The sequence below is a fragment of the bacterium genome, assembly GCA_023228325.1.
Lineage (GTDB): Bacteria > Auribacterota > UBA6266 > UBA6266 > UBA6266 > UBA6266.
The window spans coordinates 886126-905751 of the sequence record JALOBK010000001.1; the positions used below are offsets into that span (position 1 = coordinate 886126).

22 protein-coding genes are annotated in these 19626 nt (G+C 40.9%); all 22 read left to right on the top strand.

Annotated features, from left to right (window positions below):
- Positions 1 to 84 precede the first annotated feature (84 nt).
- The 22 genes from M0R36_04210 to M0R36_04315 all read left to right on the top strand — a co-directional run bounded on the left by M0R36_04210 (position 85) and on the right by M0R36_04315 (position 19535).
- Positions 85 to 300, top strand: a complete 216-nt coding sequence (locus M0R36_04210; GenBank protein ID MCK9555005.1) for a peptidylprolyl isomerase — start codon at positions 85 to 87, stop codon at positions 298 to 300.
- The gene (locus tag M0R36_04215) at positions 297 to 1889 is read left to right on the top strand and encodes a phage portal protein (protein MCK9555006.1); all 1593 of its coding nucleotides are present in this window, start codon (positions 297 to 299) and stop codon (positions 1887 to 1889) included. Before M0R36_04210 ends, M0R36_04215 begins: the two co-directional genes overlap by 4 nt.
- Positions 1879 to 2940, top strand: coding sequence for a hypothetical protein (locus tag M0R36_04220; protein ID MCK9555007.1), 1062 nt, complete (start codon positions 1879 to 1881; stop codon positions 2938 to 2940). Before M0R36_04215 ends, M0R36_04220 begins: the two co-directional genes overlap by 11 nt.
- Positions 2941 to 2952: 12 nt before the next feature.
- Entirely contained in the window at positions 2953 to 3696 is a 744-nt protein-coding gene (locus tag M0R36_04225; protein ID MCK9555008.1) for a DUF2190 family protein, read from the top strand.
- 14 nt (positions 3697 to 3710) lie between these two features.
- Positions 3711 to 4673, top strand: coding sequence for a major capsid protein (locus tag M0R36_04230; protein MCK9555009.1), 963 nt, complete (start codon positions 3711 to 3713; stop codon positions 4671 to 4673).
- 66 nt (positions 4674 to 4739) lie between these two features.
- A complete protein-coding gene (locus M0R36_04235) occupies positions 4740 to 5096 on the top strand; it encodes a hypothetical protein (GenBank protein MCK9555010.1) in 357 nt (118 codons plus the stop codon).
- Between the two features lie 26 nt (positions 5097 to 5122).
- Positions 5123 to 5437, top strand: coding sequence for a hypothetical protein (locus M0R36_04240; GenBank protein MCK9555011.1), 315 nt, complete (start codon positions 5123 to 5125; stop codon positions 5435 to 5437).
- Positions 5437 to 6042 (top strand): hypothetical protein, encoded by a 606-nt coding sequence (locus tag M0R36_04245; GenBank protein MCK9555012.1) that lies wholly within the window; start codon positions 5437 to 5439, stop codon positions 6040 to 6042. The genes M0R36_04240 and M0R36_04245 overlap by 1 nt, the downstream gene beginning before the upstream one ends.
- Positions 6039 to 6509 carry a hypothetical protein gene (locus tag M0R36_04250; protein MCK9555013.1) on the top strand — a complete coding sequence of 157 codons (471 nt, stop codon included), beginning with the start codon at positions 6039 to 6041 and terminating at the stop codon, positions 6507 to 6509. The genes M0R36_04245 and M0R36_04250 overlap by 4 nt, the downstream gene beginning before the upstream one ends.
- Before the next feature lie 13 nt (positions 6510 to 6522).
- Positions 6523 to 7668: a phage tail tube protein gene (locus M0R36_04255; protein MCK9555014.1), complete on the top strand. Its 1146-nt coding sequence runs from the start codon at positions 6523 to 6525 to the stop codon at positions 7666 to 7668.
- 8 nt (positions 7669 to 7676) lie between these two features.
- On the top strand, positions 7677 to 8102 hold the full coding sequence (locus M0R36_04260) for a hypothetical protein (protein ID MCK9555015.1): 426 nt from the start codon (positions 7677 to 7679) through the stop codon (positions 8100 to 8102).
- Positions 8103 to 8131: 29 nt separating this feature from the next.
- Positions 8132 to 8428 (top strand): hypothetical protein, encoded by a 297-nt coding sequence (locus tag M0R36_04265; protein ID MCK9555016.1) that lies wholly within the window; start codon positions 8132 to 8134, stop codon positions 8426 to 8428.
- Positions 8425 to 10086 carry a hypothetical protein gene (locus M0R36_04270; GenBank protein ID MCK9555017.1) on the top strand — a complete coding sequence of 554 codons (1662 nt, stop codon included), beginning with the start codon at positions 8425 to 8427 and terminating at the stop codon, positions 10084 to 10086. Before M0R36_04265 ends, M0R36_04270 begins: the two co-directional genes overlap by 4 nt.
- A 9-nt stretch (positions 10087 to 10095) precedes the next feature.
- Positions 10096 to 10434: a DUF2460 domain-containing protein gene (locus M0R36_04275; protein ID MCK9555018.1), complete on the top strand. Its 339-nt coding sequence runs from the start codon at positions 10096 to 10098 to the stop codon at positions 10432 to 10434.
- Positions 10434 to 11048 carry a hypothetical protein gene (locus tag M0R36_04280; GenBank protein ID MCK9555019.1) on the top strand — a complete coding sequence of 205 codons (615 nt, stop codon included), beginning with the start codon at positions 10434 to 10436 and terminating at the stop codon, positions 11046 to 11048. The genes M0R36_04275 and M0R36_04280 overlap by 1 nt, the downstream gene beginning before the upstream one ends.
- The gene (locus M0R36_04285; protein ID MCK9555020.1) at positions 11045 to 11458 is read left to right on the top strand and encodes a C40 family peptidase; all 414 of its coding nucleotides are present in this window, start codon (positions 11045 to 11047) and stop codon (positions 11456 to 11458) included. Before M0R36_04280 ends, M0R36_04285 begins: the two co-directional genes overlap by 4 nt.
- The gene (locus M0R36_04290; GenBank protein MCK9555021.1) at positions 11455 to 15114 is read left to right on the top strand and encodes a phage tail protein; all 3660 of its coding nucleotides are present in this window, start codon (positions 11455 to 11457) and stop codon (positions 15112 to 15114) included. Before M0R36_04285 ends, M0R36_04290 begins: the two co-directional genes overlap by 4 nt.
- Positions 15115 to 15123: 9 nt before the next feature.
- Positions 15124 to 18543, top strand: a complete 3420-nt coding sequence (locus M0R36_04295; protein MCK9555022.1) for a discoidin domain-containing protein — start codon at positions 15124 to 15126, stop codon at positions 18541 to 18543.
- 8 nt (positions 18544 to 18551) lie between these two features.
- On the top strand, positions 18552 to 18728 hold the full coding sequence (locus tag M0R36_04300; GenBank protein MCK9555023.1) for a hypothetical protein: 177 nt from the start codon (positions 18552 to 18554) through the stop codon (positions 18726 to 18728).
- Complete coding sequence (locus tag M0R36_04305; protein MCK9555024.1) at positions 18725 to 18970, top strand: hypothetical protein; 246 nt, start codon at positions 18725 to 18727, stop codon at positions 18968 to 18970. Before M0R36_04300 ends, M0R36_04305 begins: the two co-directional genes overlap by 4 nt.
- Before the next feature lie 50 nt (positions 18971 to 19020).
- Entirely contained in the window at positions 19021 to 19221 is a 201-nt protein-coding gene (locus tag M0R36_04310) for a hypothetical protein (GenBank protein MCK9555025.1), read from the top strand.
- A complete protein-coding gene (locus M0R36_04315) occupies positions 19218 to 19535 on the top strand; it encodes a hypothetical protein (GenBank protein ID MCK9555026.1) in 318 nt (105 codons plus the stop codon). The genes M0R36_04310 and M0R36_04315 overlap by 4 nt, the downstream gene beginning before the upstream one ends.
- The last annotated feature ends 91 nt before the right edge of the window (positions 19536 to 19626 follow it).

A 19626-nucleotide genomic window follows, 5' to 3' on the forward strand; every position in this document is an offset into this window, starting at 1 on the left:
CCGTTTAGCCCAATAAAATTATAAAACCCGATTCCTTAGCTAAGGGGGAATCGGGTTTTTTTATTGGCATAGAGAAGGAATAAGATGAGTGCACCTACAAAACAAGAAATGCTTGAAAATGTTGAGAATGCCATAAACGCACGTATGACAGGTGGTGCTGTACAGTCGTACTCAATTGGTGGCAGAAATTTGCAGTATATCAGTTTGAGTGAAATGGTGGCTTTACGAGATAAATTGAGACAGGAAATAGCATCGGGAAGTTCACGGACAACATATGTTACGTTTGGAGATCCGGTATGAGTATAAGTGAAAAAATAAATAATGGAATAGATGGTGTTGTAGGTTTCTTTTCACCCAAAGCAAGCCTTAAAAGGCGCATGTATAGATCAGCAATAAAAGTAACAGAAAAATTTGGAGCATATCAGGGAGCGAGCAGAAACAGATTACGATCATCGTGGATACCCGGTGGAGGGTCTGCGGATGAAGATATAATTCCAGACCTTTCAGCACTTAGAGAAAGAAGCCGTGATTTAAATCGTAATGATGCGCATGCTTCGGGCATAACATCGACAATGACGACAAATGTCGTAGGAGTGGGGATTAAACCTCAGAGCAGAGTGGATGGCGAGGTATTAGGTAAAAATGATACCGAAGCAAAAACATATCAAAAGAAAGCTGAACAGGCGTGGAAGAAATGGTTAACTTTTGCCGATGCGGGAAACCGCATGGATTTTTACGAGATACAGCAACTGGTTGATAGACAAATCTTAGAAAATGGGGAAGCGATAATTATCCCTACTATGATTAAAGATAAACGTAGACCTTTCGCATTAGCTTTGCAGGTGCTAGAAGCTGACAGGCTGGATACTCCGCCGAATAAGCGGGGAGATAAATCTGTTCGAGGTGGTGTGAGAATTGGCGAGAACGGAGAACCGGTCGCATATTTTATACAGAAAACACATCCGGGTGATTACAGGTTCAGTAAATCAAGAGACCGTGAGTTTATAGAGATACCGGCAAGGAACGAATTCGGTAGGCAGAATGTATTTCATTTGTTTCCGGTACAACGTTCAGGGCAAACACGTGGAGTACCCTTTTTTGCGCCGGTACTTAATTATTTTAAAGATTTGGGTGAGTATGCGGAAGCGGAACTTGTATCAGCACGAATAGCGGCTTGTTTTTCACTGTTTATAACATCAGAAGCGTCAATGGATTTAAATAACGGTTTTGATCGTAACATGAAAGGTCAATATGTCGAGTCGTTAGAGCCGGGAATGATAAAACATTTATTGCCCGGAGAAAACATAACTTCTTTTAATCCTCAGAGACCAACAGCCACTTTTGAACCGTTCGTCGAAAGAATGTTAAGAGCGATATCAGCGTCGCTGGGATTGCCTTACGAACTTGTTGCGAAAGATTTTAGTAAGACAAATTATTCATCGGCAAGAGCGGCACTATTAGAAGCACGCAGATATTTTAAGGTCAGGCAGGAATGGATCGCCCGCAAATTATGTCAACCAGTATGGGAAATGGTTTTGGAAGAAGCCTATCTCAAGGGAGAGCTGGGCAATATTTCTTTTTATAAAAATAAAACATACTGGACAAATGCGTCATGGGTAGCCCCGGGATGGGAATGGGTCGATCCGCTAAAAGAAGCTAAAGCGTCGGAGGTGGGATTAAAAAATGGAATTGTTACATATTCAGATCTTTACTCCTCTCAGGGGAAAGACTGGGAAGAATGTTTTGAACAAAGAAAAAGAGAACAAGAAAAAATCAGTGAACTCGGTCTCAATCTTGGAGAAGACAGAAATACAAATATCTCACAAGAATCAGATGAAAATGCCGGAGACGCTGAGGATACAGATACAGGGGTGAATAATGAGGAATAATTTATTTAGAACGGATGTGGTTCGAGCCGGTGATATGAAGATTGATCGTGATAACAATATCATTTATGGATTTGCGGTAGTTTCAAAAGGAGTAACTAAAGACGAACGTGGAGAGTTTGACGACAAGGCATTGGATGATGTTGTGTGTTTCGGGAACAAGTCGACAGTAGGAGTGAAGTCGAGATTTGGGCATCCCAACATGTCAAATACGGCACTTGGAACATTTCTAGGCAGGGTAAAAAGTTTCAGGCGAGATGGAGAAGTTGTGAGAGCTGACTTATATATCGACAAAACCGCATTTGATGCTCCGGACGGAGATTTAGGCGGGTATGTGCTTAAGTTGGCTGAAAGCGATCCCGCAATGTTCGGAGCGTCGATGGTAATCCATTGGGATGCTGAGAAGAAAGAGGAGCTTGACGATAAAGGTAATGAGTTACCACCGATTATACGGGTAACAAAGCTGTTGTCAGTGGATGTTGTAGATGATCCAGCCGCAAACAATGGGCTGTTCGGATCAGCATTTTTTTCAGACAGTGTTAAACCATCTGCAGAGATGTCAGGGTTTCTGGACAAGTTTCTTGCGGAGGCATCTGCCGTAGACAAAATGATCGGGTTTTTAGATAGATACAGGACAAATAAAGAACTTATGCAAAAGGAGGAAAAAGGTATGGAAGCTATAACAATCGAACAATTGAAAAATGAGCACAAAGAGTTGTTTGACACGGTTTTTCAGCAAGGTGTTGAAAATGGTGTTAAAGAGGAAAGGACAAGGGTAGTTTCTATCATGAAAACAGCTGAAGAGTTTACTGGTATGAATCAGCTTGCTTTATCAGCGATAGAAGAAGGCTTGAGTGAAGACAAATCGAGAATCAATTTTCAGCATAAAAGATTAAAAGATCTCGAACTTTCTTCAGCGCCACAAGTCGGACCTGATGACGAGGAAGAACCAAAGAAACAGATGAGTCATTTGGAAAAAGCAAAACAGTTTCAGCAAGAGCATGGCGGAACGATAACGGATGCATTAAAAGCAACAGCAGAGAAAAGAACCTAAAAGGAGGAGAAAATGTCACAAGAAAATATAGGAATGAAAGCATTTACAGCAGGAGAAGATTTAGAAGCTTTTCGCAGGGTGAAATTAAGTGCGGGTAGCGGAACACAGGTAGAGTATGCCGATGCGGGAGACGACTTTATCGGTATTACAGCCGGGAAAGTGTTAGAAGGTGATTTTGTAACCGTAGCGTTAAAACATGCGGGAAGAACATTTAAGCTGACAGCAGGCGAAGCTTTTTCAGTAGGAGCAACATTGTATGGTGCCGATGATGGAAAAGTCGCTGATACAGCAGTAGGCAATTCGATAGGAACAGCATTGGAAGCGGCAACTGCCGATGCAGAAATAATCGAAGGTGTACTCGATAACGGTTCAGCTTCTGATATAGACGGAGCAAGTGTAGCAGTTGAAGCGGAAAACGCAAACGGAGCGATTCCGGTAGTATTTGCTAAAACGGGTATTACTGATGCTACAACAGCAGTCGATATTGTAGAGTCGTTGCCATTTAAATGCAAAGTGATCGATTGGTATTTGATATCAAGAGACACAACGGCTTCAAACGTAAAATTGCAGGATGGAGAGGCGACACCTAACGATATTACGGCAAATAAAGCTAAAGGCACAGCGGATGACACTATCGTAGCCGGTGGGACAATAATCGCTGAACAAGACGAGTTGGAAGCAGAATCAGCGTTAAAAGTTTTAGCGAGTGCTGAAGCGAGTTTCGATGTTTTTGTAACGGTAATAAAAATTAGCTAAATAGGAGGATAAAAATGGGCATTGAATATTCAGGACAGAGAGCCACACCGAGAATGGATCTAGGAACGGCTCTTTTAGAGTACGTGGAACAGGAGAAGGAGTTCATCGGCACGTCAGTCATGCCGATATTTAAGACGCAGAAACAAAAATCGGTATATCCTGCGATAACCCGGGAAAGTATTACTCGAAATGCTGATACAAAAAGAGCCATGAGAGGAAACTATAACCGTGATGGGTTCAGCGCAAAGGATAAATCGTATAACTGTCAGGAACACGGTTTGGAAGGAGTATTGGATGATAGCGAAAGAGAGATGTACGCAAGTGATTTTGATGCGGAGTTGATAACGACAAAAATCACCATGCGTAGAGTTCTTCAAGCGCAGGAAAAAAGGATAGCAAGTGCATTATTCGATACAAGCGTATTTACGGGATCTGATTTGTATACAGACATATCCGGATCAGCTCCGTGGGACGCTGTAGGGAGCAAAGTTATTACACAGATACGCACAGCAAAATCCAAAGTGCGATCTAACTGCGGAATGAATCCAAATGCGCTTATCATGAGTTCGACAAATATCGAACGGTTGAAAGCGAATACGGAGATAGTTGATCTTATCAAATATACACAGAGACCGACAGATGCTGAGGTGAGATCGGCTTTAGCTGATTTGTTCGGGGTGAAATATATATTTGAGGGGAAAGCTATACAAAATACCGCAAAAGAGGGGAAAGCCTTTGTAAGTGGCGATATATGGAGCGACGACTATGTTCTTTTAGCTCTTGTGGCGAATGACGGACAGGATTTGTCACAGCCGGGTATAGGCAGAACATTTTTGTGGGAAGCAGACAGCCCTGATAATGCGGTAGTTGAACAGTATCGTGCGGAAGATGTGAGAAGTGATGTTTACCGAGTTAGGCAACATGTAGACGAGCAGGTTATTGATTCGTATTTTGCTCATCTTTTAAAAGTAGACTGATCTGGCAGGGCGGGGGATTAACTCCCTCGCCCGCTTAGCTTGGAGGAGAATATGATCAGCAAAAATATGACAAAAGAATTATGTGGAGAGAAACACATCGCTCTGGAGAAAGAAAACAAAGAAACAAAAGAACAGTTAAAAGAGCATGATGAAAAGATACGGGTAGCAGACGTTAAATTCACAGAACTCTCAGGCGATATCAAACATATCAAAGATCGTATTGATAATGGGCTGTCGAAAACTGTGTATGAGATCAGAGAAAAGATGGATGAGTTTATCCCGGTTGTAAGAGATAGCGCAGAGTGGGCGGGAAAATTTAAACAGGCAGTATATTTCATTTCTGTAACCTGTATAGCCGGGGGGCTTATCGGGTTAGCTTTTTATGTAACTGGTCTTCTAATAGAAAGGATTATTTCAACATGAGTTTTAAAGAACAGCTACCAGATGATATGAAGCAAGTATTTCTTAATACAGATGAATTTGCCGATGAAATAGAGTATGCGTCTTCGGGCGTATTGCCGAAAGAAATAAAAGCGATAGTTGTTTTTAAAGAGCTTGAGCTAACTGGAGAGAATAACGGCAGGGCGATAAAAAACCAAGCTGAGATATATATTCTAAAAGATGAGGATGACGGTGTTTTGCAGATCAACAAACAGAATGACAGAATAACATTTAATGATTCTGAAGGAATAGAACGAAGGGGAAGGATAGTTGATATTATTACGCAAGATGAAGGAATGTTTCATCTACTGGTAGGTTGGTAATGAGTTTAAACGTTGAAATAGATTCAAGAGAACTGGATAACGCAATCAAAATAGCGCCGAGACAATTAAAAATTGAACTTGGTGATGGGATGGATCGTATCACCAAGGGTTTTCTGAAAAGGTTTAGACAGCAAAAACTTCAGGGCCCACCGGGTGTGAGAGGAGCATCAGGACACGGTCTTTTTGGAACATTTAAACGTGTATCGCTTGTCACTTCATCAATTTATGATATGGGCATGGAAGTGTATACCGATTCTAAAATAGCACGGTTGCACGAAGAAGGCGGAATAGTAAGGGATCCAAGTGGCGGACGGTTAGCTGTACCGTTATCAGCAAGATCTCAAATGTTCACAGGGAAAGGAAAGCTGAGAAAAAGATACAAAAGTCCGAGAGAACTTAAAAATGTAAAACCGATGAGATTTAAAGGGAAAACGTTTTTGACAAGAGTGTGGAAGGGGACAGGCAAACTAATGCCATTATATGTTTTAAAAAGGCAAGTCAGGATTAAACCCCGATTAGGTTTTTACCGGACTTGGGATGGATTGGATAATTACAGGATAAATATTTTGAATAGTTCGATAGACAAGGCTTTGAAGAAAATATGAATGAAACAGTCAGAGAAAAAATATTACAAAATCTTAAGACCACGCTGGAAAGTATCACTACTGATAATGGCTATAATTTTGATTTCAACGCAGATACAGTTCAAAGATGGTCAATGCACGGTAACAGTCTGGTTGATGTTCCGACAGTTATTTTAAGCCCCGGTGACGAGGAGGAAAAGGGCGGAACATTACCGTATATACAATGCGAGTTGACAGTGTACTTAGATGTGTTTTTTATAAATAACGAGTCGGACAGTATTGTGACCGATACTTATCTGAACAGATTGCAGGGGGATATAAAAAAAGCGGTTTTGTCGGATTATTCAAGAGGAGGATACGCAATTGATACAAATGTTCGAGGGACGACTCCATTTGAGACAACGGAAGGACAGCAGTATGCGGGGATAATTATTGAGATAGGGATAACATATCAGCATAAACGAAACGATCCGACATTAGTAAATTAAAGGGAGGAAGATAATGTTAACAAGAAAAAGACAGTTAGCTGTTAAAGAGGAATCAATAGAAGGTACGGCGGAAACTCTATTGGCAGTAAATGCGGGTATACAGGTCAAATATTATCCAAAGGCAAACTATGACCCTGAAATGTATCAGAGAGATATAGTTCGTTCGTCATTAACAAAACTGGGAAAACTTACAGGTAAAAGATCAGCGGGATTAGAGTTCAGTCTCGAATTAAAGGGGGCGGGAGATATTGAAAACGAACCCGAATGGGCTGACATAATTAAGGCATGCGGTTTTGAAATAAACAGTTTGCAGAAAATAACGATCGGGGCAATAACTTCGGGACCCTTTCAGCATGGCGAGACTATTATTGGAGGCAGTTCGGGAGCGCAGGGAAGGGTTGTCATAGAGACATCTACAGGAACAACGACGTTGTATTATGTCGCAATAAGCGGTACTTTTGAAAACAGTGAAACGATTACCGGTTCAACTTCAGAAGCCACGGCTACTACAGGTTCGGTGCCGGGTACTGCCGGTCAGGAGATTAAACCAATTAGCGATAATGTTACATCAGTGACCATGGGTTTATATGAAGATGGTGTCAGAAAACTGCTGAAGGGTTGCAGGGGGACTGTTAAATTCAATTTCAAAATAGGCGAGCCTGTTTCAGCGGATTTTAGTTTTATGGGTGTTGAAGCGGGTGTATCAGATGCATCACTTCTATCAGGATTGTCGTTTGATCAGACAGTGCCGCCAGTGCTTTTGAATGCGACTATGCTATGTGACGATATTTCATTAAATGTCGGAGAAGTCGAGATCGATATAGCGAATACACTTGCACCAAAAGATAAGATCAGTGATTCGAAAGGTATTCTATCGTACATGATAACCGGTAGAGACGCACAAGGATCATTTAACCCGGAAATGGTGTCTGTAGCGACACATGACTTTTTCGGGAAATGGTTTAACAATACTCCTGTAGTTATGGACTTGGAGTATGGAGAGACGGCTGGTAACAAATTCAGATTCTATTTACCCGCAGTCATATATAACAAAGTAGATGATAACGACAGGGACGGAATACAGTTAGCGCAAACCGGCTTTGATATAACCGGATCTATAGACCCGGGTGACGATGAACTAGCAATACTATTAATCTAGGAGGAAGTATGTTTACAGGAGTTGATATAAGTTCAACAAGAGAGTATGTGTCAAAACACGATCCGGATAAAGATAACCCAACAATATTCCATATTGGTGTTATGGATCCTGTATTGAGAGCGGAGATAGACGATGAAAGCAGTTTATATGAGATGAGTTCAGCGAATCCGGATGAGAAAGCCAATGTAAGGCTTAACTGGAATAAACGCCAGATTAAAGCAATTAAATACGGGCTGAAAGGGTTGGATAATTTTATTGATCCACAGACAGGTAAACCGTTAACGCTAGGTTTTGAAACGTTGAGATATGCAGGAAAAATGCGTGAATCTGTACCGGATAGGATCATTGCAATGTTTCCGAACAATTTAAGACAGGAACTGGCAGAAGTGATTCTGGAAGAATCGAAGTTGAGCGAGGCAGAAACAAAAAACTAATACTGGCAGTTCATGCGGGTGAAATATCGGTGAACTGCCAAGCCTGTTTTAAAGGGCATAAGGGATTTTGTGAATATGAACAACCGGGACAGGAAGAGTGGGAACTCTATGGGGAAACTTATACAGGATGTCCATTCAGGATAATCACAAAACAAAGCGGTACGTATTTAAAAGCGTATAAATATTACAGAGAAGGGTATTTCCCGAATGAAGGTGGATGGTTATCACAGCCAGCAAAGTTTTTGGATGCTTTAGAGATAATTGAACGGGAACTCAAAAACATTGAATCTGAACGAGCTAAAAAGAGGGAACGGTTTAAAAAGTGACAAACAAACAGCTTTCAATAATATTACGGCTTAAAGATGAAGCCAGTAAACGTTTGCAAGGTATACGTGGCAATTTGCAGAGGTTCGCTAATTCATGGAAAAAGAACTGGCTCGCTATAACTGCGGCAATTACAGCATCGATAATGGCGCTTCGCAAAGCATGGGATTTGATGGAACTTGGTGCTAAAGCTGAACAGCAAAAACAAGCGTTTAATAATCTAGCGACGTCTTTGGGTGTAAGTGCGGACAAAATGATACAGGATTTACGCCGGATGTCCGGGGAAACGATGTCTACAGCCCAAATAATGGAAAAAGCTTCACAGGCGATGATATTGGGTATCGATCCGGATAAATTATCAAAAATGATGGAGATCGCAAGAGCCTCGGCAAGAGCATTTGGTAAAGATGTTGGGTTTATGTTTGAAAGTATAGCAATCGGTGTCGGCAGACAGTCAAAACTTGTTCTTGATAATTTGGGTATTATCGTGAGTGCGGGTGATGCATACGAGAAATATGCCAAGAGTATAGGGAAGTCAGCTAAAGATTTAACTGAGCATGAAAGGAAGCAAGCATTTTTAAATGCCACACTTGAGGCAGGCGAAAAAATACTTAAACAAATAGATACATCTACAATGACAAACCTTGAAAAGATGCAGAAGTTAAAAGCCGGATGGGCTGATTTTTCTATGCAGGTAGGTCAAGCGCTATGGCATGTTCTCGGGTTATTCCAAGGATTTTTAGAGCAGATATATTCCGGATTTTTTAAGTTAATGGAAATAGGTGTAGTCGTATTCCAAAAACTACTTATCCCATTGCAAAAATTTTATGATCTTTTAAGCAAGTTACCCGGAAATCTTGGTGAAACGTATAGAGAAGCCAGCGAGTCTATACAAAGACTATCAGAGAGCATGAACATAAATAGAGAAGCATTTGAACTCGCTTCGATGGATAGCGCTCAAAAAGCGATGGAGCAGTATGAACTTGTTTTTGCGAAAGTTCGGGATTCGGGGACGAAGACAACAGAAGTGCTTAAAACGGTTGCGGGGCAAGTTGTGAAACAGGCACAAAACGTAAATAGTTCATTTAACGCAATGGAAGAGTTTGCCAAACAATCAGCACGAAACATGCAAAACGCATTTAGTCAGTTTTTCTTTCAGGTCTTCACCGGAGAACTAAAAAGCGTTAAAGATATATTCAGTGAATTTTCAAGAGCAATGCTTCAGATGATATCAAATATTATTGCGAAGATAATGCTTATAAAGATGTTCAGTGCTATGGCAGGAGCTGGCGGGTCACTTTTTGGTATACCTATAGGGCAACTGTTTCATTCAGGAGGGGTAGTAAGAAAATATCATAATGGCGGTATTATCAGGGCTCATCAGGGGTTAGCTCCGGACGAGGTTCCCATAATAGCGCAGACAGGTGAAGGGATACTTTCCAGACGTGGGATGAGGAATATTGGCGGGTCTGACAATTTACGTGCACTCAATAAAGGCGAAACAGGGACGGGAACGCACGTTACAGTAAACGTAAACCAAGTTATACAGGCATGGGACGCACAGGATGTGTGGCGTAATAGAAGAACATTATCTGATGCGGTAGCGAAGGATCTGGAAACAAACGGAAATTTCAGAAAAGCATTGAGACAATATGCGTAAGGTGGAGATGTGGCTGTATTAAATGTAATACCAGATTTTGTTTTTGAAGAGAAGATAGAGTTCGAGACGTTGATCACGAAATTCGAGAATGGAGTAGAACAGCGCCGATCGAAACAAAGCATTCCACTACGAAAATGGACATTACAGTTTCATAATAGAACAACAGAGGAGTTAACTACTATTAGATCATTTTATGTCGCACGTAAAGGTAGTTATGAATCATTTACTTGGGTAAACCCCAACGACAGCGTCGAGTATGCAGTTCGGTTTGACAGCGATAGCTTTGTTTTTGTGAATAAAGCTTCAGGTATATATGACTGTTCATTTTCTTTGACGGAGGTGAAGTAATGCGATCGTCAGGTGAAGGGTTCATAAGCGAAAAAGCAAAACAGGCGAACCGTCCGGTACTTCTATTTACAATACACGATTATACGGGAACAGAAGGAGAAGACCTCAATTTTTGTGATTATGATCAAGATATTGTTTATGCAGGTGTGACATATACAAAATTTCCAGTTAGGTGTGATTTTATAGGAGACAACGCACAAGGAAGTATAAATACAATTAAGGTAGTTCTGGGAAATGTATCAAGGCTGATACAGTCATATTTAATGGTGTACGATCTCAGGGGGCTGAAGGTCTCAATTAAGCTGGTTTTTGCGGATAAGCTGGATGATGAAGACGCATATGTTGAGGATGTTTATTACATAGATAGTTATCAAACAAACCAGCAGGATGCGGTATTTGAGCTTACTGGCAAATTCGATGTTTTATCACTCAACTTGCCGGGCAGGGTATATTCCCGGAACTATTGTTCGTGGAAATTTAAAAGCGAAGAATGCGGTTATGCCGGGGCAGAAACAGAATGTAATAAAACTTTGCAGAGATGTCGGGGTTTAAGTAATACCTTACGTTTTGGCGGGTTCCCTTCGATACCGACATCAAGGATATACGTGAGATGATAACACAAAAAACAATTATAGAGAAATATGTTGGGATACCATACAGGCATTGTGGACGTAAGATATCAGGACTTGATTGCTGGGGGTTAGTTAAAAATGTGTATAAAGATTTGGGGTACGAACTGCTTGACATGGATGAAGATAGTTATGCTGTTAACTGGGCTCGTCTTGGTAATAACTATTTCATAGAAAACTATCATAAAGAATGGGAACAAGTATATTGTCCGCAAACTTATGATGGTGTGCTGTTTCAAAACAGAAAAGGGATATGTGATCACGCCGGGGTTGTGCTTAGCGGGAATAAATTTATTCATACATGCCGAGCAGGTACGGTTATTTCTAGTCTAAACAACAAGTCTTGGAAAGATAAGATATATGGGTTTTATAGATTAAAGAGGATGTCAGGATGATAAGAGTTGTATTTATTCCAAACATTTTAGAAAAGAAAAACCGGAAGAATGACGAAATCATTTACCGTGGGGGTATGACTGTATCTGATTGCTTGAAGTGTTCCGGCTTTGATGTTAAGGGATGCGGAATAATACTTAACGGTAAAAAGGTTAGTGATGACAGTATCTTTGTCTCTGACGGTGATGAAATACTGATCGTACCGGAGATAAAAGCGGCTATAGGAGCCGCAGTTATTGCTATCTTTTCATTTTTAGCAAACAACGCCGCATTGATCGGAATGATTGCTATAGCGGGAATAAGTTACGCTATTCAGGCAAGTAATAAACCAAAAATGCCAAGTTTCGGGAGCACCGGAACAGATACCTTTGAGGATAGTTCTCCCACTTATGCGTGGGATGGTATCCGCACATTATCAGATGTGAGCGTTCCGATACCCATAATCTATGGTGAGCATAGATGCGGTGGAAATATTATTAACCAGTTTGTATGGAATGATGGCGAAAAGAATTATCTCAATATCTTGATTGGCTTATGTGCAGGTGAAGTAGAAAGTATCGACAGTATAAAAATAAACGACAATCCAATGGAGAATTTCTATGGAGTGGATGTGTATAAACGCTACGGTACAAACGATCAGGATATAATTCCCGCATTTGAAGACTTACATCAGAGTTTTGATATCGGGGCTAAATTAAGTTACGACACTCCGTATGTCTATACAACATCAGACACAGAAGTTGAGGCAGTTGAAGTGCAGTTAAATTTTCCATACGGATTATATGAACAGGGGAATAGCGGTGGCGTATATTCTGAAACTGCAAAATACCGTGTTGATTATAAATTGCACACAGCGGGAGAGTGGACGGAACTTGAAGAACAAGAAGTGACCGGAGAAACTCGGTCAGCCGTAAAGCGTATATACAGAATAGAAGGGCTCACTGCCGGGCAATATGATATTCGTATAACCAAAACAAGTGAAGATGGAGATAACGCAAAACATATCAACGAAATGTATTTGCAACGTATGGATGAAATAACAACAGATGATTTAATTTATCCAAAAACTGCGCTTCTAGGTATACGGTTTCTTGCGACAGACCAAATATCAGGAAGCACGCCGACAATAACCGTCCTTGTTAAAGGCAGAAAGATAAGAGTGCCGGAAATTAAAAATGGTGAGAATGATGTTGATTGGGAAGACTATTATTGGGATCCGGTATCTGAAACATACAAATTGTTGGCGGACGATACTGTATTGAGCTGGGACGGTGAAGCATATGTTACCAAATATTCCGCTAATCCAGTGTGGTGCATGAGAGATTTGCTGACAAATAACATTTTCGGGTTAGGGGACTATATCGAGAGCAATGATATAGATGATGATTTATATCTTGAAATGTCACGATACTGTGAGGAAAAGGTTGAGGTCACAGATAGCGATGGCACAACTTATTATGAGAAACGGTTTAGGATAGATGCTGTTATCGATGGAATGTCAAGAGCACTTGATTTAGTTAATCAGATATGTGGCGTTTTCAGGGGCATGGCGTTCTTCTCTGAAGGAAAGATAAAAGCCAAAATAGATAAACCTGACGATATAGTCCAAATATTCGGCATGGGATCCATAGTTGAAAATTCATTTATTCAAGAATGGAAATCCCGTAAAGATATGCCGAATGTTATCGAAATTCAGTATATGGATAAAGATAAGGATTATAAGAACGAAACAATAGCGGTGATTAATGAAACATCATTAGCGAACGGTGATCCAGTACGCAAACAAGCGGTAAGATTATTAACCACAAGAACATCATATGCACTCAGAGAAGGACGGCATATTTTAAACCGAAGCAGAATAATTAATAGTTCAGTGCGTTTTAAAGCAGGGATAGACGCTGTAACAATTCAGAGTGCGGATCTTATCGGGATTTCACACGATTTACCCCAATATGGTTATTCCGGCAGGATATTGTCAGGTTCAACGGTTTCTTCAGTAAAGATGGATAGGGATGTTGCGGTAGCTTCTGGCAAGACATACAAACTGCAGGTGCAATTTGCGGATGGGACTATTGAGGAAAGGACAGTTACAAATGCTGAAGGGACATATTCGGAGATAGCAGTATCAGTTCCGTTTAGCCAAGCCCCACAGGTATATGATTCATACGCATTTGGAGAAAATAACAAGGTCGTTAAACCGTACCGAGCATTGTCAATGCAGAGGGATTCAAAAAACGAAGTTACAATTATAGCTATTGAGTATGACGAATCTGTATATGATGACTCGGCAGTCTTATTGCCAAGCAATAACTATTCGCAGTTTGCCGGAGATATCCCGGATATTACAGATTTAAAATTACATGAAGAGATCAAAGTTTTAGGTGACGGTACAGTCGAGAGCACGATCGGTGTGTCATGGAACAATCCAAACGTATCGGGATATGATTTGAAAAGTTTTGCTGGAGTGAGAATATTTACTTCAAAAGATGGCGGAGGAACTTGGACGCTAAGGGGAACAAGCACAGGCACGATACACACGATAATGGGAGACTTGCTGGAAGGCGATAGTGTAAAGGTAGCGGTTGTATCTATATCTGACATTGGTGGACAGAACAGTATAGGGGACAGCCCGCAAGGGGATATTGTGATTGAAGGTAAAAGTGCGCCTCCGGGAGATGTTGGTGGATTTTCTGTTTCATTTGCCGGAGATTACCTGCACTTTTCATGGGCTGAAGTCGGAGATCCGGATTTAAGAGGATACGAATTAAAGCAGTTACCGTTTGCGGATGCTGAATGGGCATTGGGAACAATAATAGCGGAAAACATAACTGGTTCATCATATGACTTGCTCACGGTAAGTTCAGGACAGAAACATTATGCTATTAAAGCGGTTGATACTTCAGGGAACTATTCAGATGAGATGACTGTTTTCAGTTTATACATTACTGATGTTCCTGAACAAAATATAGTTTTATCTGAAGACTACAATTTAAGTGAAGGCGTTCTAACTGGGTCAGCGGAACGAGTATGGATGAAAGGATATTCACAGGATTATTACAGAATTGGTATCCAGATTGAAGCGCAGAATAAGTGGGATACTGAGCATGCTTGGTGGGACGAATTGGGGATCACATGGGATGAGCCTGTTGAAGTAGATGAAGCCGTATATATTTCTAAAGTATCAGATCTTGGCGGAATACTAGAATCCAATATTTCCATGCAGACTGGCATTTTTAATGAGCAAGGTGGTTCAGTTCAAATCTTTATCGCTTATTCAGATACTGAGACGGAACCGGATAATTGGGAAAGTTTTTCTACAGGAAGATATTCTGGTAGATATTTCAGGTTCAAATTAGTCATGAAATGTAACGATGCGGACTATATGTTAGCACTATACCGTTTATGTGTAACGTTTGATGTGGATGACAGAACACAGGAAGGCATGGGCATTGACGTTTCGGGCAGTGGATGGACAACGATCAGTTTCAATAGTTTTATAGAGGTTAAAGGATTGCTTGTAGTTTGTTCCGGATCAGCATATGTGGTTGACGTTGATCAGAGCAGTTTGCCAGAAGGTTTTAATGTCAGATTAAAAGACCCGGCAAACGTTATGGTACAAACTGCGGGGAAAATAAATTATTACGCAAAAGGGTATTAAGGTGATGTTATGGCAAAAGCAATATTTCCAGCGGTAGGAAACGAAAGCACAAAACCGGTATCGGGAGGATCCCCGGTATCGAGCGATATAAGAAACGCATTAAGCGCATTATTCCAGGGCGACATATCCGCATTACGTCCACAGGCGCAAGATACACCTGATATGACAGTGGAAGTATCAGGGAGTAATATAGAAAACTATTTTTACCAAATTCATCGTAATGGTGAACCTGTAGTTTTTGAAGGAGGTAATTCTCCGGGCATAACTGCGCCAACAGGAAACCCCAGAGTTGATATTCTTTATCTGAATAACGCAGGCGATCTTGCTTGGTGTCAGGGTGACGAAGACGCAACACCGGTAGCCAAATGGAGCAATTTGCCGGATGATGCAATATCCATATGTTCGGTTTATTGCAAAACGACAATGACAAAGATAGTTAATTACGAGGACAAGGACGCTAATTCGAACGAGGGGTATATATATCAAGATGTAAGAACGCTGTATATGATACCGAAAGAGACAGACTTAAGTGATTCTATAGATAATTTTACGATCAAATATGTTAATAGCAAACTTCAGGTAGCAGATCGTATTGAAAGTAACATCATGCTGGCATTTTTCAAGATAGCCAGCAATGAGAGTTTATCTAAGTTCGGTATGGTTGATGGGATTATAGATTCTTTTGAAGATAGTTCAGGGATAGATTCGGGAGCGAGTTCAAACTATTCTATTGAGGATGGTGTTGTATCACCACAGAAAAGCGGCGGAGGGATAGACAGTTATGTAAAGCTGTTAACTCATTTTAACGGTGCTGGTGAAATACTTTATCAAGGTAATTTTTCGAGTTCGCTTACAGTTTCCAGTTCATATGAGACAGACAAACTCTTAGATAAGAAATCAACAACGTACTGGGGAGATCAAGCGCATCAGGGTGCAAGCCATACATTAACTTATGATTTCGGTAGCGGTAACGCAAAGGTTTTGAAAGGGTATTGTCTCGGCGCTCAGAACGACAGTTATTACGCACGTACTTTTAACGCATGGAATTTTCAGGGATCGAACGATGGTACAAATTGGGATACACTTGACTCGCAGTCAGTAACTTGGGGTCAGGGCGAGAGAAAATATTTTTCATTTACAAATAGTACAGCCTATAGGTATTACCGGTTCAGTTTTTCTTCTATACAAACTGCTGATGAAGGACATTTATCATGGCTTGAATTTTATTCTGATGAAGTAGGATTTAAAGATATATCAGATAGCGGGCAAACTATGACCCCGACCAACAATAGTGCAATAATGCCAGTTCAAACAAGCAGGACAGCCGGATTTTTTGATGGTGATTCTGATTACTTGAAAGTCGACTGGACACCTACATGTTGGAATTCAAACTATACGCTTGAATTGGAAATTCTGTTTCACGAAACACCGCAAGGGTATCCGTTTACACATTACACAAGTGATTCATCGTATTTAGGGTTAAGTGTCAGCAGTTCGAGTATTGTATGGGGAGGCACGTATTCGCTCTGTACGGCATCAGGGTTGAGTTTAGCGCAGAACACATGGTATCGCATCAGGATAATACGAAACGGTAACGATTACAGCATATATTTAAACGAAGAACTGATCGGAACAAACACCACATCAACGACGGTATCGCCAACAGGGAAGGTCGGAATTGGAGCATTGAGATATGGAGAGAACATAGCCAATAGCCATACATATAGCTGGATAAAATATTTCCGGATATCAGATACGGTAAGACCAAATGAAGCGCCGACACTACCTTATATGTCAGATGTGAATACTTTGTTGTTGCTAAATTTTGATCCGCCGTCAGGGGTGAATAATCCTTTGGGGAGTGGTGCGTATTTTGACGGTACAAGTGATTGTTGGCTTTCAGTACCAGACCATGCAGATTGGGATTTTGGAACAGGAGCTTTTACTATTGAAGGATTTTTCAAGTGGGATGGTTCTGCCGGAGGCACATGTATGGTTGATATTGGTGCTGGTGGAACAGGCACAGGAATCAGGATGTCAATATATGATGGAGGCGGAACTTCAGGGTTTCATACTTATTTAAATGCTACTGAGTATCAGGGATTGGGTTTCACTCCGATACCGAACGTATGGTATCACTTTGCTACTTGTCGAGATAGTAGCGGGAATCTACGGATGTTTATAAATGGAATGCAGAGCAATTCTACTGCAACCGGAACAAACAGTAAAAATATTGCAGGAACACTGTTGATGAAAATTGGAGAAGTGGGTGGAGGCGGTGCTAATTGTAAGGGTTGGATGAGAGAATTACGAGTTTCCAATACAGCGAGATATACAGCTAACTTTATCCCGCCGATAGTAGCTTTCACTTCTGATGTTAATACAAAATTACTCATGCACTTCGATGGTACTCCTGACGATACAAGCGGAGATATTTTTGCTGATAATGGAAATACAGGTCATACAGTAACACGTAATGCTGATGTTGTCTGCCGATTCACAGAAGATTATCGAAATTGCATCATAACAGATGAGAGCGCCAATGGGTACAATGTTATTTGTGTAGGCACAGCCAAACTTGATTGGGTGTCAGTATTCGGCTCAGGTGCGTATAAAGGGTTTTCAAATAGCGATTATCTGACAATCCCCGGCGGATCAGATTTCCAGTTTGGGACTGGCAACTTTTCGGTAGATTGCTGGTATAAACCTTTGGAAACTTCAACCGAACACTTTCTGGTCAGTAATTACAATAGTGGTGGAGTATCGTGGACAATCCGGAAGACATCTTCCAATTATATTCAGGTATATGTTGTAGATACAAATTACACGACAACCTTACCTTTGATCTTTGGGGAATGGTATCACATCGAAGTATGCCGGGCAGGCACAGGTTCAAATCAGTTACATATTTTTGTTAATGGATCGCTGATTTACTCCGGAACGTGCAGTATGGATATTCAGGCAACGGCAAATGTTACTATCGGGAACGAAACATATTCGGCAAGAAGGTATGGTTTGAAAGGATGCCTTGATGAGCTTAGGATTTCAAAAGGCATAGCAAGACACACAGCGTCTTTTATTCCTCCGATATCTGAATATGACGAAGGTACGCCTGAAAATATGGATCTTCATAGCGCTCAATTTGTTGCTGAAGAAAATCCGGATACTGTACGTATAGTCGTTCAGGAGGAAGACGTTGAAAGTATTACGCTTAATTCAGATTTAAAAGCGTACATCTCACGTGATGACGGATCGACTTGGGAAGAAGCTACTCTGTTGGAGGAAGGTGATTACGGTACAGGCAAAAGGATATTACACGCTGTAGCGGATGTTTCCAGTCAAAGTGCTGATAGCGATGTGAGGTATAAGATTACGTCGCATAATAACAAAGACTTAAAACTGCATGGCGTAAGTTTAGCATGGGATTAGGAGGCGATATGGTTAAAAGATTGATTACAGAAAAACAATTGAAAAAGTTAAAGGAAAAAGTCCAAGCGAGGAAGGAGTTAAAATCAGCGATTACTAAGATCAAAAATGTATGCGGATTAACCGCAAAAGAAGTAAAAGCGTTAAGTATCGCTTTTGCTGAAAAGGAAGAAGGAGGCACGAAATGAATAAGTTGATATTAGACTATGTTACGGGAAATATTCCACAACTCTTGACGGCAGGTGTTGGCATCGGGGCGGTATGGTTTATACTAGCTAAGGCACTAAAGGTGCTTAAAGAGATCAGCGAGCTACTGAACGCTGTACTGGTAGCTTTTGCGGATAAGAAACTGACTAAAGACGAGATAGCGGTCATAGTCAAAGAGGCAAAAGATATACCGCTTGCGGTAAAAGCGGTAGTTCAGAAATAACTTGCCAACTATAACACTCTATGGCCTACTCTCACAGAAAAGGAGGAGTCATGGAATCTAAAGAAAAAAGTCGCAATGAGCTTATGCTGATTGACAAGGATCGTGGGATTAAGAATTTCCGCATTTTAAATAAAGATGAGCTTATGCATCTTCTCGGTGAAGGCATAACTCAACAGGAAATTGATGCGCTTGTATCTGGAGCGGTTAAAAGATGGAAGTCCGGCTGGGGTTCAAGGAAGGTGAAAAAGTGAAAGTTAAAATGGAACTGGATTTGGATGTGCAAATGGGTGTCGGTTCACTCAACGGAACAGGCTGTCAGGGGTATTTGCCCAAAGGAACAACGTATGATGATATAGTGCGTGTGTTCGGGGGGCCGCAGATGACATCATCGCTAGACGGTAAGATTCAGGTGGAATGGTACGGGAGGATCAACGGTTTGCAGTTTACAATTTACGACTACAAATCATCTGTTGAACCTGAGCGCAACACTGACTGGCATATAGGAGGAAATTATAAGTTTGTTGCGGAATTAGTAAAACTCTATTTAATTGAATATAAAATCTAAATTCGATCAGTAAATCCCTTTTTATGAATATGGAAAAAGAAAGGGATTTATTGGGAGAGAGGAGTTCACGGAAAATTCGCTTGAAGTAAGT